This window comes from Microbacterium sp. SGAir0570 (assembly GCF_005491085.2).
GTDB lineage: Bacteria > Actinomycetota > Actinomycetes > Actinomycetales > Microbacteriaceae > Microbacterium > Microbacterium arborescens.
Genome location: NZ_CP027929.1, coordinates 25,020 through 41,774, shown reverse-complemented (window position 1 = coordinate 41,774; position 16,755 = coordinate 25,020). Strand labels below are relative to the sequence as shown.

Genomic DNA, 16,755 nt, shown 5'->3' with positions numbered 1-16,755 from the left:
TTCGTGGAACCTGAATCGAACCCCGTCGCGGCACCGCAATCGCAGCGCCCGCGCACCCGGGCACGCGCGTGGGTCACCGCGCTCGTGGGCATCGGTCTCGCGTGGTCACCGATGTGGCTACCGGAGGTGCTTCGCGCCGCGGGAGCCGACCCACGTCTCCCGCTCGCGGCGATCGGGCTCGCGGGACCGGCGGCCTCGATCTTCTGGAACTGGCTCGCGACGGCGCTCGTCCTCGCGTGGGTGTTCGGTGTCGAGCGGCGCGGGCTGTCGTCTCTGCGCATCGTGCGGCCGACCGGCAAAGACCTCGAGTGGGCGCTCATCCTCTTCGGTGGCGCCATGGCCTGGAGCTGGCTCGCGCAGCTCATCCGTCCGCAGAACGCACCCGACACCGGCTCCGCCACCATCGCGGCGCTCCCGATCCTGACCGTCGTCGCGATGATCCTGAGCGCCGCGATCTGCGAAGAGATCCTGTTCCGCGGCTACCCGCTCGAACGGCTCACCCAGCTCACCCGGCGACGCTGGGTCGCGGTCGCCACGACGCTTCCGTTCTTCGTCGTGCCACATCTGTTCACCTTCGGACCCGAGTGGCTGCTCTACCACGCGAGCGGAACCGTGGCGATCTACGTGCTGTACCTCTGGCGCCGCAACCTCGTCGCCTGCATGGTGCTCCACGCAGCCGTGAACGCACCCATCCTCATCCCGACCGTCGCTGCGCATATCGGCTGAACACGCGGGCGCGCGCCCGCGCCGGCACTCTGCCAGGATCATCCGCGATGACGATCTCCACACAGCCCTGGCATCTCCCGGCATCCGACACCGGCGTCCACCTCGACATGATCCCCGAGCAGGTTCTCCATGCCCTCGGGGCAGGTGACACGGCGAACCTCGACCCGATCTACGCCAACCCGTTCCTCACAGGCCCGGAATGTGACTGGCTCTGGCGGCACCGCAGCGCACAGGTCGGGAACGCGCCTGGTGACGCTCCGTGGATCACCCGGCTCATCATCGATCCCCAGCGCGACGCCGCCGTCGGCGTGGCCGGCTTCCACGGCCCGCCCGATGAGGGCGGAATGGTCGAGGTCGGCTACCGCGTAGACCCCGAGCTGCGACGCCGCGGATATGCGCGGCAGGCTCTCGAGATACTCCTGGACGTCGCCCGCACCCACCCCGATGTGCGCACGGTGCGCGCGACGATCAGCCCTGACAACGTCGCGTCACGAGCGCTCATCGACGGTTACGGGTTCGTCGAGCGCGGCGAGCAGTGGGATGACGAGGACGGCCGGGAGATCATCTACGAGCTCTCCGTCGCCGATGCCGACACCGACGCCGAGGCCGACGCCGCCCAGCGATAGCGCTTAGGCTCGACGGGTGCGTCTGGTCATCGCCCGCTGCTCCGTCCAGTACACGGGGCGCCTCAATGCTCACCTTCCGCTGGCTACTCGGCTGCTGGTGCACAAAGGCGACGGAAGTTTGCTCGTGCACTCCGACGGCGGGTCGTACAAGCCGCTCAACTGGATGAGCCCGCCGTGCACGCTCACGGTCGAGACGCCGGAGGACGACCCGGATGTTGAGGAGCAGGTCGTCGAGCAGTGGCGGGTGACCCACGCGAAGTCGGGCGACACCCTCGTCGTGCGCATCTACGAGATGATCCACGACTCGTCGCACGAGCTCGGCGTCGACCCCGGTCTCATCAAGGACGGCGTCGAAGCCGACCTGCAGCGGCTGCTCGCCGAGCAGGTCGAGGTCATCGGCGAGGACCTGACGCTCGTCCGACGCGAGTTCCCGACCGCGATCGGCCCGGTCGACCTGCTGCTGCGCGATCCCGCGGGCGGCACGATCGCCGTCGAGGTCAAGCGCCGCGGCGACATCGATGGCGTCGAGCAGCTCACGCGCTACCTCGAGCTGCTCGGCCGTGACCCGCACCTCGCGCCCGTGTCGGGTGTGTTCGCCGCACAGGAGATCAAGCCGCAGGCGAAAGTGCTCGCTACAGACCGCGGCATCCGCTGTGTCACGCTCGACTACGACGCCATGAAGGGCATCGAGTCGGGCGCACCGCGCCTGTTCTGACGCGGCGCGCCCGCAACCACGAACCCGTCAGGAGCCGAGCTTCGACAGCTCCTCGAACTCGTCGTCGGTCAGCTCGATCTCGGCACCGCGCAGGTTGTCCTCCAGGTGCGCGACGCTCGAGGTGCCCGGGATCGGCAGCACGACCGGCGAGCGCTTGAGCAGCCACGCGAGGGCGATCTGGGCGGGGGATGCCTGCTTGCGCTCAGCGAGCTCGCTGAGCGGCGAGTCGGCACCGGTCAGGCCGCCGGTCGCGAGCGGGAACCACGGGATGAAGCCGATGCCCTGCTCCGTCGACCAGTCGAGCAGCTCCTCGGCATCCCGCTTCTGCAGGTTGTAGAGATTCTGCACCGAGACGATCGTCGCGATCTGCTGCGCGGCCTTCACCTCATCGACGGTGACCTCGGAGAGTCCGATGTGGCGGATCTTGCCCTCGTCCTGCAGCTTCTTCAGCTCGCCGACCTGGTCTTCGAGGGGAACCTGCGGGTCGATGCGGTGCAGCTGGAAGAGGTCGATGCGGTCGAGTCCGAGGCGGCGAAGGCTCATCTCGGCCTCCTGGCGCAGGTACTCGGGGCGCCCGAGCGGCGGCCACTCGTTGGGCCCAGTGCGCGTGAGGCCGGCCTTCGTCGCGATCACGACGTCGTCCCCGTAGGGGTGCAGCGCCTCCTTGAGGAGCTCCTCGGCAACGTAGGGGCCGTACGAGTCGGCGGTGTCGAAGAAGTTCACGCCGAGCTCGACGGCGCGCTTGAGCACGCGGATCGCCTCGTCGTGATCCTTCGGCGGACCCCAGACGCCGGGGCCGGTGAGCTGCATCGTGCCGTAGCCGAGGCGGTTGACCTCGAGGTCGCCGCCGATGCGAAAGGTGCCGGAAGCGTGGGCTGAGGACGTGCTGGATGTCGTCATGAGGATGTCAGCGCGCGGGAGCCGCGAGACATTCCCGCCACCCACATAGCCACCCCGGCGGGCCTCATGAGCGAGACCCATAATGGGGCGGTGCCGAAGATCACCGCTGCGACCGTCGCAGAACACCGCGTCGCTCAACACGGAGCCCTCCTCGCCTCGGCGAAGGCGATCATCGCCGAGGCCGGCGTCGCCGCCATCACCCCGCGTTCCGTGTGCGAAAGGGCGGGCCTGTCCCGGTCGAGCTTCTACGAGTACTTCCCCTCCAAGGACGACCTCCTCGCCGCGATCGCGATGCAGGCGTTCGAGGAGTGGGGGGCGGAGCTCGAGGCCGCGATGGATGCCGCCGGGCCGGGGCGTGATCGCTTGCACGCCTACGTCACCGCGACGATCCGGATGACGGCCGACGGCAAGCACACGCTCGCAACGGGGCTTCAGCAGACCGATATCTCGCCGAAGAACGTCGAGGCGATCATGGCGATGCACGACGCACTCACGGCGCCGTTGCGTCACCTCCTCGAGGAGCTGGGAATCCCGGATGCCGCAACCCGTGCGGCCCTCGTTCAGGGCGTCATCACCGCCGGCATGCAGCTCGTGGAGCACGGGGTCGACGCCGACGACGTGATCGCTGGCGTCATCGGGGTTCTCGATGGAGGCGTGCACGGCGCATGTGAACTTGTCCCTCGTAGGTGACAGCCTGTCGGCAAGACACTGCGACCGCGTGCTGGAGATGGCCGACGGCGCCCTCACGCCGTACTCCGTGTCATCGCGCACATAGGGTGGGACCTATGACCCGATCGCCGTTCTCCTGCGTGCTGTGGGACATCGACGGCACAGTCGTCGATGCGTCCGAAGGCATCCTCCGCCGCCTCACCATCACGCTCGAGCACTTCGGCCACCCCGCGCCGACGCGTGAGGAGCTCATCCACTGGATCGGTCCGCCGATGCACGAGTCGTTCCAGACGAACCTCGGGATGACGCCCGAGAAGGCGACCGAGGCGGTGTCGTTCTACCGCGTGCTCGGCAAGGCCGACGGTTACACGACCGGTGCTCGCCTCTATCCCGGCGTCGCCGACCTCATGGTCGAGCTGGATGAGGCCGGCGTGCCGCAGTCGACGGCGAGCTCGAAGCCCGAGATCCAGGTGCGGGCGCTCATGGAGCACTTCGGCCTCGCTCCGCGGCTGCGCGAGATCGTCGGGGCCACGAGCGACGAGAAGACGCTCAGCTCGAAGTCGGACATCGTGGCGGAGGCTCTCCGACGCCTGGCGGCCGACGGCATCGACGTGTCGCGACCCGTTCTCATCGGAGATCGCCACCACGACGTCGAGGGCGGCGCCGCGAACGACGTGCCCGTCATCTTCGTGTCGTGGGGCTTCAGCACCCCCGACGAGGCGAACGGCGCGATCGCCGTGGCGGCCGACATCGACGAGCTGCGTAGGCAGCTGCTCCCTGCCGGCTGAGCGTCGGGGCACTCCCCCATTCGACGCCCGGGCTGCGTGCCAGAAATGCAGCGCCCGGGCGTCGACGGATCCCCCCGGATACGTCACGCGATGCGTGACGGGATAAGCGTACTGATCTTCGCCGCGCACCGATACCCATAAATGAGACGGATTTCATCCGCGTAGCGTGCCGGTGTGACTCATGTGGATCTCCGCCCCTTCGACGATGACGACGCGGATGCCGTCTTCGAGATGATGCGCGACCCGGATGCCGTCGCCCAGGCCGCGTTCACCGCCGACGACCCCTCGGACCGGGCAGCGTTCGACGCCTGGCTCGAGCGCCACCGCGCCGACGACCGGGTCTCGATGTTCGTCGTGACCGATGACGGCGGCTTCGCCGGCACCGCCGCGGCCTTCACCGTGGACGGAGACCGCGAGGTCACTTTCTGGATCACCCGAAACGCGCGGGGCCGCGGTGTCGCGTCCGCCGCCCTGCGCCTGCTTGTCGCCCGTGAGGCCGAGCGTCCGCTCTACGCGCGGGTCGCCGCCGACAACGCGGCATCCATCGCCGTCCTCACCAAGAACGGCTTCAGCGAGATCCGGCGGCAGCGCGCCTACGCCCCCGCGCGTGGCGCCGAGATCGACGAGCTCGTGTTCGCCCTGCCGCCCACGCTCGACGGGATCTGACCGAACTTCGCTACAGGCCACCAGCCCGGCTGGACTTCGAGAAGGACGCTGAAGTTCTCGCCTGCTGCTCTCGTGTTGTGGGCAGCGAGTCGGCGGCGGCAGCTTCGAAGAGCAGCTTCGAGAAGCTTGTGTGACCCGACATGATCTCGTTGGCCTGCGCTTGTAGGAGGCCTGCAGTCTCGGCTATCTCGTCGGCTGATGCGCCATCCAGAACCGCCTGAGCAAGAACGGCGCGGATGAGACCACGAAGGCGAACCGTGCGGGCAATACTTGTGGCCCCGGGTGATACTCACGCCGGGGCCACAAGTGATACGGGTCCCGGAAGTCAGAACTCGAAGACCTTCGTCAGCTCGTCCGATATGAGCACGGTGTGGGGGAGGTCCTTCAGTTCGTCTGGACCCACCTCGATACCGCGCACTCGCGCGGCTTCCGCGTACTCCTCCCACGGAAATGACTCGCCGTCCACTCCGTCAGCCCGAACGAGGTCGAGAACTTCATCGATTACGTCCTGCGCGGCGCTCTTCCAGCTCACGGGCCTCTCCCACCCGTGTTTGAACGAGCTCACCCCGCGATCCATGTCGAGGCGCACCATCGAGTCGTCCGACATCCGCAAGTACTGCGTGATCTTCATGCTCATGGTGGGCCGAGATCTACCGGTAAGGGGCTGGTCGAGTTCGCAGATGATGACCAGTCGCGTGACAGAAAGCTCTGACAACACGAAGGCTCGGCGTTGAGGTGCGCGATGGTACTCGTCGGCTGGGCGCAGAGGGACGTACCGGATCTGCTCGTCGTCCTCACTCATGCCGGCGAGCAGCTCAGATCCTTGGCCGGCCCATCGTCCCAACCAAACGGATCGTAGAAATCAGTGAGCGCCGTGTCGACACGGCCGCGCCAACCGGTGAGGTTGTTGTTCGCGCACGCCTTGTGCGGAGTGGCCCACCGCCCCGTTCCCGATCCTGGCTTCACACCCGGGGCGACGTCTGTCGCCTGGGTGATCCATGTACAACCGAACTGGCTGCAGCCCAGAGCTTGCAGTTCAACAGTGACCGTTCCCGTCGCTGGGCAGTCGCCACCATCCTTGACCCAGTACCCATGTACAGAGGCTTCGTTTTTCGTCACGTGCGGGTAATCGGCTTTTCCGCGCCAGTCGCAGCCCCACCAAGACCACAGAGGGGTGACGACGGGCTCGGTTGCGGCTGGCTCCGGGACATCTTCAGCATCAGCGTCGAAACCATAAAGTGCTTCCGCTTCCGCTACCGTGACGTACCGCAGCTCGGGATCGCTCGCGATCTGAGCCGCCACATCAGCCGGTGGTGCCGGTTCAACCTGCGCCGCGCTAGCAGCCCCCGGGACCGCCAGCATCATGGCAAGCGCCGACGCGACGACGAGGCCGAGCATTTTCGCGTTCCGCATTTTCTGTCCGTTCTTTAGGTGGAGCCCCCCTGCCGCATAGGACTCTGCCATCAGCCGGGTTCCACCGAAACCCCCCCTCAAGGCGGTGCCGCCGTCGCGAGCTACTAACTGCAGCTCAGGAGTTCGGGCTTCTTCATTCATCTGGACGATGACCGCCGGGGACTGCGGGTCCATGGCCCCAGGGCGCGAGGATCGCTTCTTCGATGAGATCGAGCCTCGGCGTATCGCGCAGCTGCTCATCGATGCCGACGAGCCCACCGGAAACGATCGTTTATGGCCGGCCATCGCCAGGTACTTGGTTCGCGCTGTGGAGCCCGCTGACCCGGCCGGCATCCCGGCCGCTACGCGTCCAGGGGGTAGACGCCTATCGAGAAACAATCGATCGTTTCTCGATACCTAGTGAAGGAGCGCGATATGAACCGGACCCTGATCGCCACCGCCAAGATCGTCTTCGCCGTACTTGCCCTCATCGGGCTCGCGCTCCGGCTCTTCATCATCCCCGCGAACGTCGCCGGCCTCGCCAGCGACTACGCGGAGGTCGCCAGCATCGAGCCCGTCATCATCGGGTGGGGAGCCTTCGTCATCGCCTGCGGTCAGGCAGCGGTCGTCGTCACGTGGCGCTTGCTCGATCTTGTGCGCGACGACAGCATCTTCACGACCGACGCCTTCACGTGGGTGCGCGCGCTGACGTGGTGCCCCGCCGCGATTGGGCTCAGCACCCTCGCGATGTTCGTGGTGCTCAACGCCGCGCACGTCACGCCGCCGGCGCTCATGCTCGGCATGCTGTCCGCGATCGGAGTCAGTGCCGCGGCGACATTGATCCTGGCCGTGCTGTTCACGCTGCTTCGGCAGTCCGCCTCCATGCGATACGACCTTGCGGAGGTCATCTGATGCCGATCGTCGTCGACATCGACCGGCTCATGGACGAACGCGGCATGACCGTCGCTGAGTTGTCCGCGGCGATAGGAATCACGCCAGCGAACCTTGCCGTGCTCAAGAACGGTCGTGCGAAGGCCGTCCGCTTCTCCACGCTCTCTGCGCTCTGTGAGGCGCTAGGCTGCCAGCCCGGCGACATACTCCGATACGACAACGCCCCAGCCGGCACGTAGGCTCGGGCACCCACCGGTGCTGTGCGTCCGGTCGCCGAACGCGCGGATGGCGAGATTCGCCGGCGCTCGACGGGATCCGATGCGACAGTTCGATGTCGGCGCGCCGGATACTGTTGCATGGATGGGAAGTACTCGGGCTGAGGCCGCATATCTGCGTGCGTTGTCGGCGTTCCGTACCCCCACGCTCGATCTCCTCCACGGCCGCTATGCGCCCTTCGTGGTCGCGACGCTCTCGCTCGTCTTCTCCGTCGACCGGCCGGCCGTCGAGATCTCGGATGCGCACGCCGAGGTCGCCGAGATCCTCGACGAGCTGCGCGCGGCCGGATACGACGAGGACGATCGCGCACTCCCGGCGGGCACAGCCCGTGAGATCTGTCGCTACTGGGTGCGGGTGGGATGGCTCGTCCCCCAGATCGACGGCGATGTCGAGGTCTACCGGCTGACGGCCCACGCGGTGGGCGCGCTGGAGATCACCGGACGCACCACCGGCGGACGCACCCGGGTCTCGAACTCTCGTGTCCGCACCCTCCTGGAAGCCGTTGAACGACTCTCCGATCACGCCGAGACCGACCCGGAGGTGCGCCTCACGCGCCTCATCCGCGAACGCGACGCGCTCGACGCCGAGATCGCGCGCCTCCAGGTCGGTGAGTCCGAGCCGATCGATGACGAGCACCTCCTCGAAGAGGCCGAGAACGTGCTGCACCTGGCGCGTGAGCTGCCCGCCGACTTCACGCGCGTCGCGGAGTCGATCAAGGCCATGCAGCGCGATGTCGTCGCCGACCTCCGGCGCGATGTTCGGCCCACCGGAGAGGTGCTGCGCGAGTACCTGCAGCGCGGGCAGCACGTCATGCAGTCGACCCCCGAGGGCCGGGCGTTCGCCGGCGCGCTCCGGCTGATCAGCGATCCCGAGCGCATCGACAGCCTCACCGATCAGCTGCACGCCCTGGTCGCGCAGCCCTTCGCGCGTCTCATGGACGCCGAGCAGCGCGCCGAGCTCGACGCGATCTCGAGGCGCGTGGAGCTCGGCGTCGAAGAAGTTCTGACCGCCCAGCGCCGTGCGTCGCGGGTCATCACCGCGCAGGTGCGCACGCACGACCCCATCCGCGATCGCCACGTCGACGATCTGCTGCGCGATGTCATGGCCGGCCTCCAGGCCTGGACGCACAGCACGTCATCCGAGGCCACCGTCGAGATGATCCGCAGTCTGCCGACGGCCGACATCCGCCACCTGCGGCAGTCGACCACCGACATCCGCCCGCCGCGTGCGCCGGCACCGCTGACAGCGTCCGACGAAGACGCGGAGATTCTGGATGCCGATACGCGGGCGTGGGGCGGTCCGCGCTATGCGGAGCTCGAGGCCCACGTCGCGGCCCTCGGCGAGGAGTTCGATCTGGGTGAGGCCTTCCTCGCCGCAGACGACGACGTGCGCCGTCCGGTCGACCTGGTGGGCCTTCTCGAGATCGCCCACCGCAACGGCATGCGCGAGAGCGACGACCTCTCCGTGGTCGAGGCGCGCCGCCCCGACGGAACCACCCGGCGCTTCGCCTTCGGATCCGTGACCGCCCGCACCTCGAAGGAGTCCGACGATGACTGACACCGCCACCCTCGGCGCAGCCCAAGACGAGGCCCCGGGCGACGGTGCATTCGTCGAGCCCGCCGCGATGGAGGACGATCTCGGCGAGCTCTTCCCCGGCGATCGCGGAGTTCTCGATCCCGCGGTGCGCCGCGTGCTCGTCCACCTGCTGCAGCGGCGGTTCGTCCTCGCCGACCGCAACCGCGAGGAGTGGACAGCCCTCCTCGACAATCAGCAGCTCGTCGAATCGCGCCTCAACGACCTTTTCGTGCGGCTCGTGATCGACCACGACCGCGGGGTCGCGTACAAGCAGCAGGTGCGCTCGGACGAGCTCGATGTTCCGATCCTGCTTCGGGATGCTGCATACACGCGCTCCGAGACCCTCGTCCTCGTGCACCTGCGCACGGTGTACCAGCGGGAATCGGCGGCCGGTGAGCCGGCTGCCCGGGTCGACATCGAAGACGTCGAGCAGACCGTGATGAGCTACTTCGCGGATGCCGACGGCGACACCGCGAAGCGGCAGCGCCTCATCCGCAAAGCGATGGACCGGCTCGCCCGCGACGGCATCGTCGACGAGGAGACGACAGGCCGCTTCCGCATCAGTCCGCTCGTCGAGATCGTCCTCAGCGCCGAGAAGCTGCGGGAACTGCGCGATTGGCTACGCGACCGGTCGGGGGCGGACGACACGGGTGGCATCGCGGCCGGCGAAGACGAAGACGAAGAAGGCGACGACGAGCCTCAGGAGGAGGAGCTGTGACGATGCTCGAGACGCTGTTCGGGCTCATCCCGGCGGCATCCCGCGGCCAGCAGTGGCTCGCCGAAGACCTTCAGCTCATCAACTGGGGCGGCTACGAGGGCGCCCATCGCGTGCGCTTCTCCCCCGGTGCCACTCTTCTGTGCGGCGGCTCGGGGTCGGGCAAGTCGACGCTGATGGACGCCTACATCGCGCTCATGATGCCCCACACCACTCCCTTCAACGGCGCCTCGAACGGTGGCGTCACCGGGCGTCCTCGCGGCTCCGAGCAGCGCAACATCCTCTCCTACGGTCGCGGCAAGATCGACGAGTCGCGCACCGAGGACGGCACGAAGATGACCGTCCTCCGAGGCGACGGCGAAGACACCTGGACCGCCGTCTCGATGACGTGGATCGATCACGACGGGTCGCAGTTCACAGCGGTGCGAGCCTGGTACATCCCGGCCAGCGCGCGCGTGCTCGAAGACACCGTGCGCGTGCGGGCGACGACCGATCGGGCCTTCGACCTCCGCTCGCTCGAACCGGCCGCCGCGCAGCGGCTTTCCGATTCCGCCGTGCGCGACGCCGGTCTGGAGCCCGTCGGAACGGACCGCGAGTTCTCGGCCCGCCTGCACGCCGTCCTGGGCATCGGGGCAGCAGGGGCCGGGGCCAAGGCGATGAGCCTGCTCGCGCGCATCCAGGCGGGCCAGCAGATCACGACCGTCGACGACCTCTACAAGCGTCTCGTGCTCGAAGAGCCCGAGACGATGGAGACCGCCGACGCCGTCGTCGCGCACTTCGACGGACTCGAAAGCACGCGCATGCGCATGCTGACGGCCCGGCAGCAGGTCACCGCGCTCACGCCTATCCCGCAGCTGCGCGCCAAGATGGCCGCCGCCGCCGAGCGGGTGAACCTGATCGACGAGGTCGGCTCCTTCTCGGATGCCGGGTCGCTCGCCACGCTCTGGCGAGCGGACAGACGCCTCGGGATGCTGCGCGACGTCGAGACCGAGCTGCGCGAGCGCAAGACCGCGGCCGAGGTCACGCTGCGCGAGAAGCGTGCCCTCGCAGATGGCGCCGAGGCGGAGCGCGATGGCCTGATCGACGTGCTCCGGCTCTCCGGCGGGGATCGGCTGGCCACGGCGCAGCGCGAACTGCGCGAGGTGGAGCGGCGCCTCACCGACGTCCGGCGACACCGCGAGGTGCTCGACGCCGCCCTCCGCGGTCTGGGCGTCGAGATCTCGAACCGCGACGAGTTCACAGCGTTCATCTCCCGCGCGCGGGCCGAACTCGCCGACTCCGATGCGAAAGCGCGTGCTCGCTCCGCCTTCGCTGAAGCCGCGTCGGCGGCGAAAGCCGCGCGGATCGACGTCGCAGAACTGGAGGCGGAGGCTCAGCGCGTGGCCTCTCGCCACGGCAACATCCCACCCGCTCTGCACGAGTCGCGCGAGCGGCTCGCGGAGGCCGCCGGGCTCACGACAGCCGACCTTCCCTTCGTCGGCGAGCTCGTCGAAGTGCGCACCGAGTTCGAGCCGTGGCGAGAGGCGTTCAACCTCGCGCTCGGCGGCTTCGCGACCACGGTGCTGATCGACACCGCTCACCTGGGGCGCTTCCGGGCGGCGATCGAATCGGTCCACACCCCCGTGCGGTTGCGCTTCGAGGGCGTGCACGCAGGCATGGAGCCGGTCGCCAACCTCGACCCGCAGACCCTGCCCGGGCGCCTCGACTACCAGAGCTCGCCGTTCACCGGTTGGCTGCAGGAGCGGCTCGAAGCCCGTCACGGATACGTCTGCGTCGATTCCAGCGCCGAGCTGCCGAAGCATCGCATGGCGCTCACGATCACCGGACAGGTCGCGCAGGGCAACCGCGGCGCGCACGGTGGCCACGGTCGCGAGAATGTCCTCGGGTTCTCGAACGAGCGACGCCGGCACGACGTGGCGCGTCTCATCGACGACGCTCGCCGCCGTCTCGACGACGCCCTGCGGGAGCGGAAGGTCGCCGAGACCGAGCTCGACACGGTCGACTCGCGCCTTGCTGTGTACGCCAAGATCACTGACCTGACCTGGGAAGAGGTCGACGTCGAGGCGGTCACCGCGGAACGGGATCGTTGGATCGGCGTGCAGAGCGACGTCACGGCCGCCAACCCCGAGATCGCCGATGTGCAGCGACGGATCTCCGACATCAAGGACCGGATCTCACACCTGCGCGACGAGATCGCCCGCGTGTCGATCGAGCGTGATCAGATCGAGGCGCAGTGGGCCGAGGTGATCGACGACGTCGATTCGGATCAGTCCGTGCTCGACGACGCCGAGCGGGCGGAGCGCACTCTCACCGCCGCACAGTCCGCGTTCCTCGACGAGCGATTCCATCTCGATGGGCCGACCTCGGACGCCAGCCCGTCCGAGGCGCTGAACCGCTTCTCCGCCGCCCTCGCGACGGCTGCGCAGCGCCTCGCAGAGGACCGGCGGGCGGCCGTCGATGCCCTCGACGAGAGCCATGAGGGCCTGCGACGCATCATGGCGAGCTTCCTCGAGCGGTGGCCGAATCCGAACCTGCTGCCCGACCCCGACACCTCGATCGACGACTTCGAACGCGCTCTCCAGGCCCTCGAGACCAGTGGGCTGCATGAGCTGGAGGCGGAGTGGCGCGACAGCCTGCTCAAGCTGTCGGGCAACGACCTCACGAACCTCGACTCGACGCTCAGCCGGTCGATCCGCGAGATCCGTGATCGCATCGACCCGATCAACCGCATCATGCAGGACCTCCCGTTCTACGACGACGACCACCGCCTGCAGATCACCACGCGCGAGAACCAGTCCGAGCCTCGCCGGCGCTTCCGGCGCGAGCTGCGCGAGGTGCGCGGGCTGATCGAGAACGCCACGACGGATGACGAGCGCGAGCACGCGTACCGCCGGATGTCGCGCCTCATCGGGCACATGCGGCGGTCGGCACCCGATTTCGGCGACCTCATCGACGTCCGCAACCACGTTCGCGTGAGCGCCGAGCGGGTGGATGCCGTGACGAAGGAGCACGTCGCGCTGTACGACCACATCGGCGAGAAGTCCGGCGGAGAATCGCAGGAACTCATCGCGTTCATCGTCGGCGCCGCCCTCCGCTACCAGCTCGGCGACGCCAGCGCCGAACGACCTCGCTACGCCCCCGTGTTCATGGACGAGGCCCTGATCAAGGCCGATGCACACTTCACCAAGCGTGCGATCGGAGCGTGGCGCGGACTCGGCTTCCAGCTCGTGATCGGCGCACCGAACGACAAGTACAGCGCCATCGAGCCGCACGTCGACGTCGAGTACGACATCCTCAAGGACACGCGCGGTCGATCGTGGGCCAAGCCGAAGGTCGGCCTGGAGGCCCCGGCGTCCTGACGGCGCGCGGCACCACCTTCTCGAACCGGAACATCAACTCCGGCACGTCCTCGCCGACCTCGGGCGAGTGATCCTCGTCCGCCTGCGCCTCGCCGGGGTGTTCGAGCGGATGGCCGGGGTGGAAGAACTCGACGATGTGGAAGCCGCACACGTTGACGTAAAAGTGGATGTTGCGCACTTCGAAGTGGGGTGTGTGGGTCTCCCAGATCCCGGTGTCCGGGTAGCGCGCCTCGACTGCGTGCCAGGCCGTCCGCCCGAGCCCGCGCCCGTGAGCGCCGGCATCGATGAAGAAGAGCTCGAGGGATCGACGATCGTCGTCGCCCGCGACGACCGCTCCGCCCACGACCTCACCCTCCGCCACGACGTCGAGAACCTCTGATGCGGCGTCATCGAACGAGGCGAACACCTCACGGTCGGACGGCGTCGGGACGTCCGAGCTCGGACCGTGATCGGTCACGGCGAGCGCGAACGCCGCTTGGAGACGGCGGGCGAACGACATCCGGTCGCTCGGGTCGGTGGGTCTGAGATCGACCCGTCGGACGATGTTGTTCATACGGAGCCCTTCGCCAACTAGCTTGCGAAGGTATGGGCTCGGGATGTGACTCGAATATGGAGCACCCCACGAACGCCGAAGGCCTCCGCCGGTTTCCCGGTCGGAGGCCTTCGTCTCACTGTGTGCGCGAGGGGGGACTTGAACCCCCACGCCCTTGCGGGCACTGGCACCTGAAGCCAGCGCGTCTACCTATTCCGCCACTCGCGCGAGAACGTATTTCCACGAACTCAACTTCCCGAGGATATCACGCCGACGGCGGCTCTTGAGCCGCGATCCGAGGCCCAATGCATGGTCCGTTCAGCCTCGCTGACTACGATGAAGCAACCATCCGCCTGCCTGAGGAGCCCAGTGGGACTACTTGACAGCTTCGAGAAGGGTCTCGAGCGTGCCGTCAACGGCGCCTTCGCCAAGACCTTCCGCAGCGGCGTCCAGCCGGTGGAGATCGCCTCGGCCCTCCGCAGCGAACTCGACAAGAAGGCCGCGGTCGTCAGCCGCGACCGCATCCTCGTTCCGAACGCCTTCACGGTGCGCCTCTCCGACAACGACGCCGAGCGCATGAACGCCATCGGGCCCGCTCTTCTCGACGAGCTGCGCGGAATGGTCGAGAAGCACGCGAAGGCGCAGGGCTACTCGTTCTCGGGCGCCGTGACCGTGACGCTCCAGGCCGACCCGCAGCTGTCGACCGGCACCGTCCGCGTCGACTCCACCTCTGACGCGGGCGCCCGCGTGTCGTGGCAGGCCGTGCTCGACATCGACGGGACGCGGCATCCGATCGTCGCGGCCCGCACCGTCATCGGGCGCGGCAGCGACGCCGACATCACCATTCCGGATGCCGGAACCAGCCGGAAGCACGTCGAGATCCTCTGGGACGGCGAGCGCGCCATGGTGCGCGACCTCGGTTCCACCAACGGCACCCAGCTCAACGGCGCGCGCGTCAGCGAGGCCGCCCTGCCGTCGGACGGCGTCGTGCGCATCGGTCGCACCGACATCGTCTTCCGCGTCGTCCCGCAGGCTCAGGCTCCCGCACGTCCGCGGATGTCGGCGGCCGACGCGACCCGCATGTACGACACCCGAGGTGACGTCCGATGAGTCCGCTGACCCTCCTGCTGCTGCAGATCGGCTTTCTGGTACTGCTGTGGTTCTTCGTCTTCGCCGTCGTGTACTCGCTGCGCGCCGACCTGTTCGGCGTCAAGGTGCGCAAGCTCCCCGAGCCGGCCGCCGCCGGTGCCGCGCCCGCGGCGAGCCCCGCGGTCACCCGTCCGCCCACGTCGTCTCCGGATGCCGCCACCGCCGCAGTCGGCGCCGTCGGCACGCCCGCGCCGGCGGGCAAGGGCGGAAAGGCGACGACCGACGCCGTGTCGCGCATCGTCATCACGAGCGGCCCCAAGGCGGGCCTCGAGCTTCCGCTCGGCTCCGAGCCGCTGACCATCGGCCGCTCGAGCGAGTCGGGTCTCGTCATCCGCGACGACTACACGTCGAGCCACCACGCGCGCCTGGTGCTGTGGGGCAACCAGTGGATGATCCAGGACCTCGATTCGACCAACGGCACGTGGCACGACGGCGAGCGCGTCGCTTCTCCGGTTCCGGTCGTCGTGGGAGCGCCGATCAAGGTCGGCGCGACGACGTTCGAACTGCGGAAGTAGCCCGCACGCATGGTTTTCCAGGGCTCCAGCGCCGCCATCTCGCATACCGGGAAGGTGCGCTCGAACAACCAGGACTCGGGCTTCTGCGGCTCGAACCTGTTCGTCGTCGCCGACGGCATGGGCGGGCACGCGGGCGGTGACGTCGCGTCGAGCCTGGCGGTCCGACGGCTCGAGAGTCTCGACCACGCCTTCTCGTCGACGACCGAGGCAGAGGCCGCGCTGCGCGAGGCGCTGGCCGACACGGCCGCGGAGCTGATCAGCACCGTCAAGGTGCGCCCCGAGCTCGCCGGCATGGGAACCACCGTCAGCGCGCTCGTCATGGTCGACGAATACGCCGTGATCGCCCACATCGGCGATTCGCGCCTCTACCTCTTCCGCGACGGGACGCTCACCCAGATCACAACGGACCACACCTTCGTGCAGCGCCTGGTCGACTCGGGTCGCATCACCCCGGAGGAGGCCCGGTATCACCCGCGCCGTTCGGTGCTCATGCGCGTGCTGGGCGACATGGATCCCGATCCCGAGATCGACACGTTCATCATGCCCACGCAGCCCGGCGACCGGTGGCTGCTGTGCTCCGACGGACTGTCGGGCGTCGTCGACGACGCGCACACCGCGAAGGCGCTCGGGCAGGGCTGGGCCCCCGGTCGCACCGCCGACAGCCTCCTCAAGCAGGCCCTCGACGGCGGAGCGCCCGATAACGTCACGATCGTCATCGTCGACGTCGGAGGTCAGCACCCCCTCTTCAGCGGACCGCCGACCGTCGTCGGCTCGGCGTCGCACCCGCTCGGCATCGAGGTGCCCGCAGCGCGTCCGCAGCGCAGCAGCTGGCTGCATCCTGCCCGGCAGGCCGCGAACGAGCCCACGCACTTCGAACCGGCCGCCGAGTTCCTCGAGGAACTGATCGAGGAGGACCGCCGCCGCGCACGCCGGCGCCGGCTCACCTGGTTCGCGGGCTTCATCGTCATCCTCGCGGCGATCGGCGTCGTGCTGTTCGGCGCCTACAGCTGGACGCAGACCCGCTTCTTCGTGGGCGTCGACGAGGACACGGTCGTGATCTACCGCGGCATCCCGCCGAGCATCGGACCGATCTCGCTCTCCTCGCCCGAAGAGGACACCGGGATCGCCCTCGCCGACCTGGCTCCGTACCAGTTGGACCTGGTCAAGCAGACGATCACGGCCGACTCCCTCGCGGATGCACGAGCCATCGTCGAGAACCTGCGCGTGGACGGAGGATCATCGTGACCGGCACCGCCGTCTC

18 protein-coding genes and 1 tRNA gene are annotated in these 16,755 nt (G+C 68.3%); 14 read left to right on the top strand and 5 right to left on the bottom strand.

Annotated features, from left to right (window positions below; all coding sequences use genetic code 11):
- Nucleotides 1–3: 3 nt before the first annotated feature.
- Genes C1N74_RS00220 through nucS form a run of 3 tightly spaced genes read left to right on the top strand, consistent with a single transcriptional unit; the run spans nucleotide 4 to nucleotide 2,067 of the window.
- On the top strand, nucleotides 4–726 hold the full coding sequence (locus C1N74_RS00220) for a CPBP family intramembrane glutamic endopeptidase (RefSeq protein ID WP_071918813.1): 723 nt from the start codon (nucleotides 4–6) through the stop codon (nucleotides 724–726).
- Between the two features lie 47 nt (nucleotides 727–773).
- A complete protein-coding gene (locus tag C1N74_RS00215) occupies nucleotides 774–1,352 on the top strand; it encodes a GNAT family N-acetyltransferase (RefSeq protein WP_071918814.1) in 579 nt (192 codons plus the stop codon).
- A gap of 16 nt (nucleotides 1,353–1,368) precedes the next feature.
- Nucleotides 1,369–2,067, top strand: a complete 699-nt coding sequence (gene nucS, locus C1N74_RS00210; protein ID WP_064955272.1) for an endonuclease NucS — start codon at nucleotides 1,369–1,371, stop codon at nucleotides 2,065–2,067.
- A 27-nt stretch (nucleotides 2,068–2,094) separates the two neighbouring features.
- On the opposite strand, the gene C1N74_RS00205 is transcribed toward nucS, so the two are convergent.
- On the bottom strand, nucleotides 2,095–2,967 hold the full coding sequence (locus C1N74_RS00205) for an aldo/keto reductase (protein WP_071919468.1): 873 nt from the start codon (nucleotides 2,965–2,967) through the stop codon (nucleotides 2,095–2,097).
- A gap of 90 nt (nucleotides 2,968–3,057) precedes the next feature.
- On the opposite strand from C1N74_RS00205, the gene C1N74_RS00200 reads away from it, so the two are divergent.
- From C1N74_RS00200 to C1N74_RS00190, 3 genes are all read left to right on the top strand, one after another.
- Complete coding sequence (locus C1N74_RS00200) at nucleotides 3,058–3,657, top strand: TetR/AcrR family transcriptional regulator (RefSeq protein ID WP_064955274.1); 600 nt, start codon at nucleotides 3,058–3,060, stop codon at nucleotides 3,655–3,657.
- Nucleotides 3,658–3,752: 95 nt separating this feature from the next.
- On the top strand, nucleotides 3,753–4,424 hold the full coding sequence (locus C1N74_RS00195; RefSeq protein WP_023953384.1) for an HAD hydrolase-like protein: 672 nt from the start codon (nucleotides 3,753–3,755) through the stop codon (nucleotides 4,422–4,424).
- A gap of 174 nt (nucleotides 4,425–4,598) precedes the next feature.
- Nucleotides 4,599–5,090, top strand: coding sequence for a GNAT family N-acetyltransferase (locus C1N74_RS00190; protein ID WP_023953386.1), 492 nt, complete (start codon nucleotides 4,599–4,601; stop codon nucleotides 5,088–5,090).
- 325 nt (nucleotides 5,091–5,415) lie between these two features.
- Here C1N74_RS00190 and C1N74_RS00185 read toward each other — a convergent pair whose 3' ends face one another.
- Nucleotides 5,416–5,892, bottom strand: a complete 477-nt coding sequence (locus C1N74_RS00185) for a peptide ABC transporter permease (RefSeq protein WP_023953388.1) — start codon at nucleotides 5,890–5,892, stop codon at nucleotides 5,416–5,418.
- Complete coding sequence (locus tag C1N74_RS00180; protein ID WP_137749715.1) at nucleotides 5,889–6,677, bottom strand: hypothetical protein; 789 nt, start codon at nucleotides 6,675–6,677, stop codon at nucleotides 5,889–5,891. The genes C1N74_RS00185 and C1N74_RS00180 overlap by 4 nt, the downstream gene beginning before the upstream one ends.
- 240 nt (nucleotides 6,678–6,917) lie before the next feature.
- On the opposite strand from C1N74_RS00180, the gene C1N74_RS00175 reads away from it, so the two are divergent.
- The 5 genes from C1N74_RS00175 (at nucleotide 6,918) to C1N74_RS00155 (ending at nucleotide 13,298) form a co-directional block, all read left to right on the top strand.
- Nucleotides 6,918–7,394: a DUF2975 domain-containing protein gene (locus tag C1N74_RS00175; RefSeq protein WP_137749714.1), complete on the top strand. Its 477-nt coding sequence runs from the start codon at nucleotides 6,918–6,920 to the stop codon at nucleotides 7,392–7,394.
- Nucleotides 7,394–7,612: a helix-turn-helix transcriptional regulator gene (locus C1N74_RS00170; protein ID WP_071918818.1), complete on the top strand. Its 219-nt coding sequence runs from the start codon at nucleotides 7,394–7,396 to the stop codon at nucleotides 7,610–7,612. The genes C1N74_RS00175 and C1N74_RS00170 overlap by 1 nt, the downstream gene beginning before the upstream one ends.
- 121 nt (nucleotides 7,613–7,733) lie before the next feature.
- The gene (locus tag C1N74_RS00165; protein ID WP_137749713.1) at nucleotides 7,734–9,206 is read left to right on the top strand and encodes a DUF3375 domain-containing protein; all 1,473 of its coding nucleotides are present in this window, start codon (nucleotides 7,734–7,736) and stop codon (nucleotides 9,204–9,206) included.
- Complete coding sequence (locus tag C1N74_RS00160) at nucleotides 9,199–9,942, top strand: DUF4194 domain-containing protein (protein ID WP_023953396.1); 744 nt, start codon at nucleotides 9,199–9,201, stop codon at nucleotides 9,940–9,942. The genes C1N74_RS00165 and C1N74_RS00160 overlap by 8 nt, the downstream gene beginning before the upstream one ends.
- Nucleotides 9,939–13,298 carry an ATP-binding protein gene (locus C1N74_RS00155; protein ID WP_137749712.1) on the top strand — a complete coding sequence of 1,120 codons (3,360 nt, stop codon included), beginning with the start codon at nucleotides 9,939–9,941 and terminating at the stop codon, nucleotides 13,296–13,298. Before C1N74_RS00160 ends, C1N74_RS00155 begins: the two co-directional genes overlap by 4 nt.
- On the opposite strand, the gene C1N74_RS00150 is transcribed toward C1N74_RS00155, so the two are convergent.
- On the bottom strand, nucleotides 13,234–13,851 hold the full coding sequence (locus C1N74_RS00150) for a GNAT family N-acetyltransferase (protein WP_137749711.1): 618 nt from the start codon (nucleotides 13,849–13,851) through the stop codon (nucleotides 13,234–13,236). The two genes, C1N74_RS00155 and C1N74_RS00150, sit on opposite strands and share 65 nt — an antisense overlap.
- Nucleotides 13,852–13,974: 123 nt before the next feature.
- Nucleotides 13,975–14,058: transfer RNA gene (locus tag C1N74_RS00145), tRNA-Leu, on the bottom strand.
- Between the two features lie 141 nt (nucleotides 14,059–14,199).
- Between C1N74_RS00145 and C1N74_RS00140 the strand changes: the two genes are divergently transcribed.
- From C1N74_RS00140 to C1N74_RS00130, 3 genes are read left to right on the top strand one after another with little or no spacing between them, the layout of a single operon-like run.
- Nucleotides 14,200–14,940 (top strand): DUF3662 and FHA domain-containing protein, encoded by a 741-nt coding sequence (locus C1N74_RS00140; protein WP_137749710.1) that lies wholly within the window; start codon nucleotides 14,200–14,202, stop codon nucleotides 14,938–14,940.
- Complete coding sequence (locus C1N74_RS00135; RefSeq protein ID WP_064955281.1) at nucleotides 14,937–15,494, top strand: FHA domain-containing protein; 558 nt, start codon at nucleotides 14,937–14,939, stop codon at nucleotides 15,492–15,494. Before C1N74_RS00140 ends, C1N74_RS00135 begins: the two co-directional genes overlap by 4 nt.
- A gap of 9 nt (nucleotides 15,495–15,503) precedes the next feature.
- A complete protein-coding gene (locus C1N74_RS00130) occupies nucleotides 15,504–16,739 on the top strand; it encodes a PP2C family serine/threonine-protein phosphatase (RefSeq protein WP_088379735.1) in 1,236 nt (411 codons plus the stop codon).
- Nucleotides 16,740–16,755 lie beyond the last annotated feature (16 nt).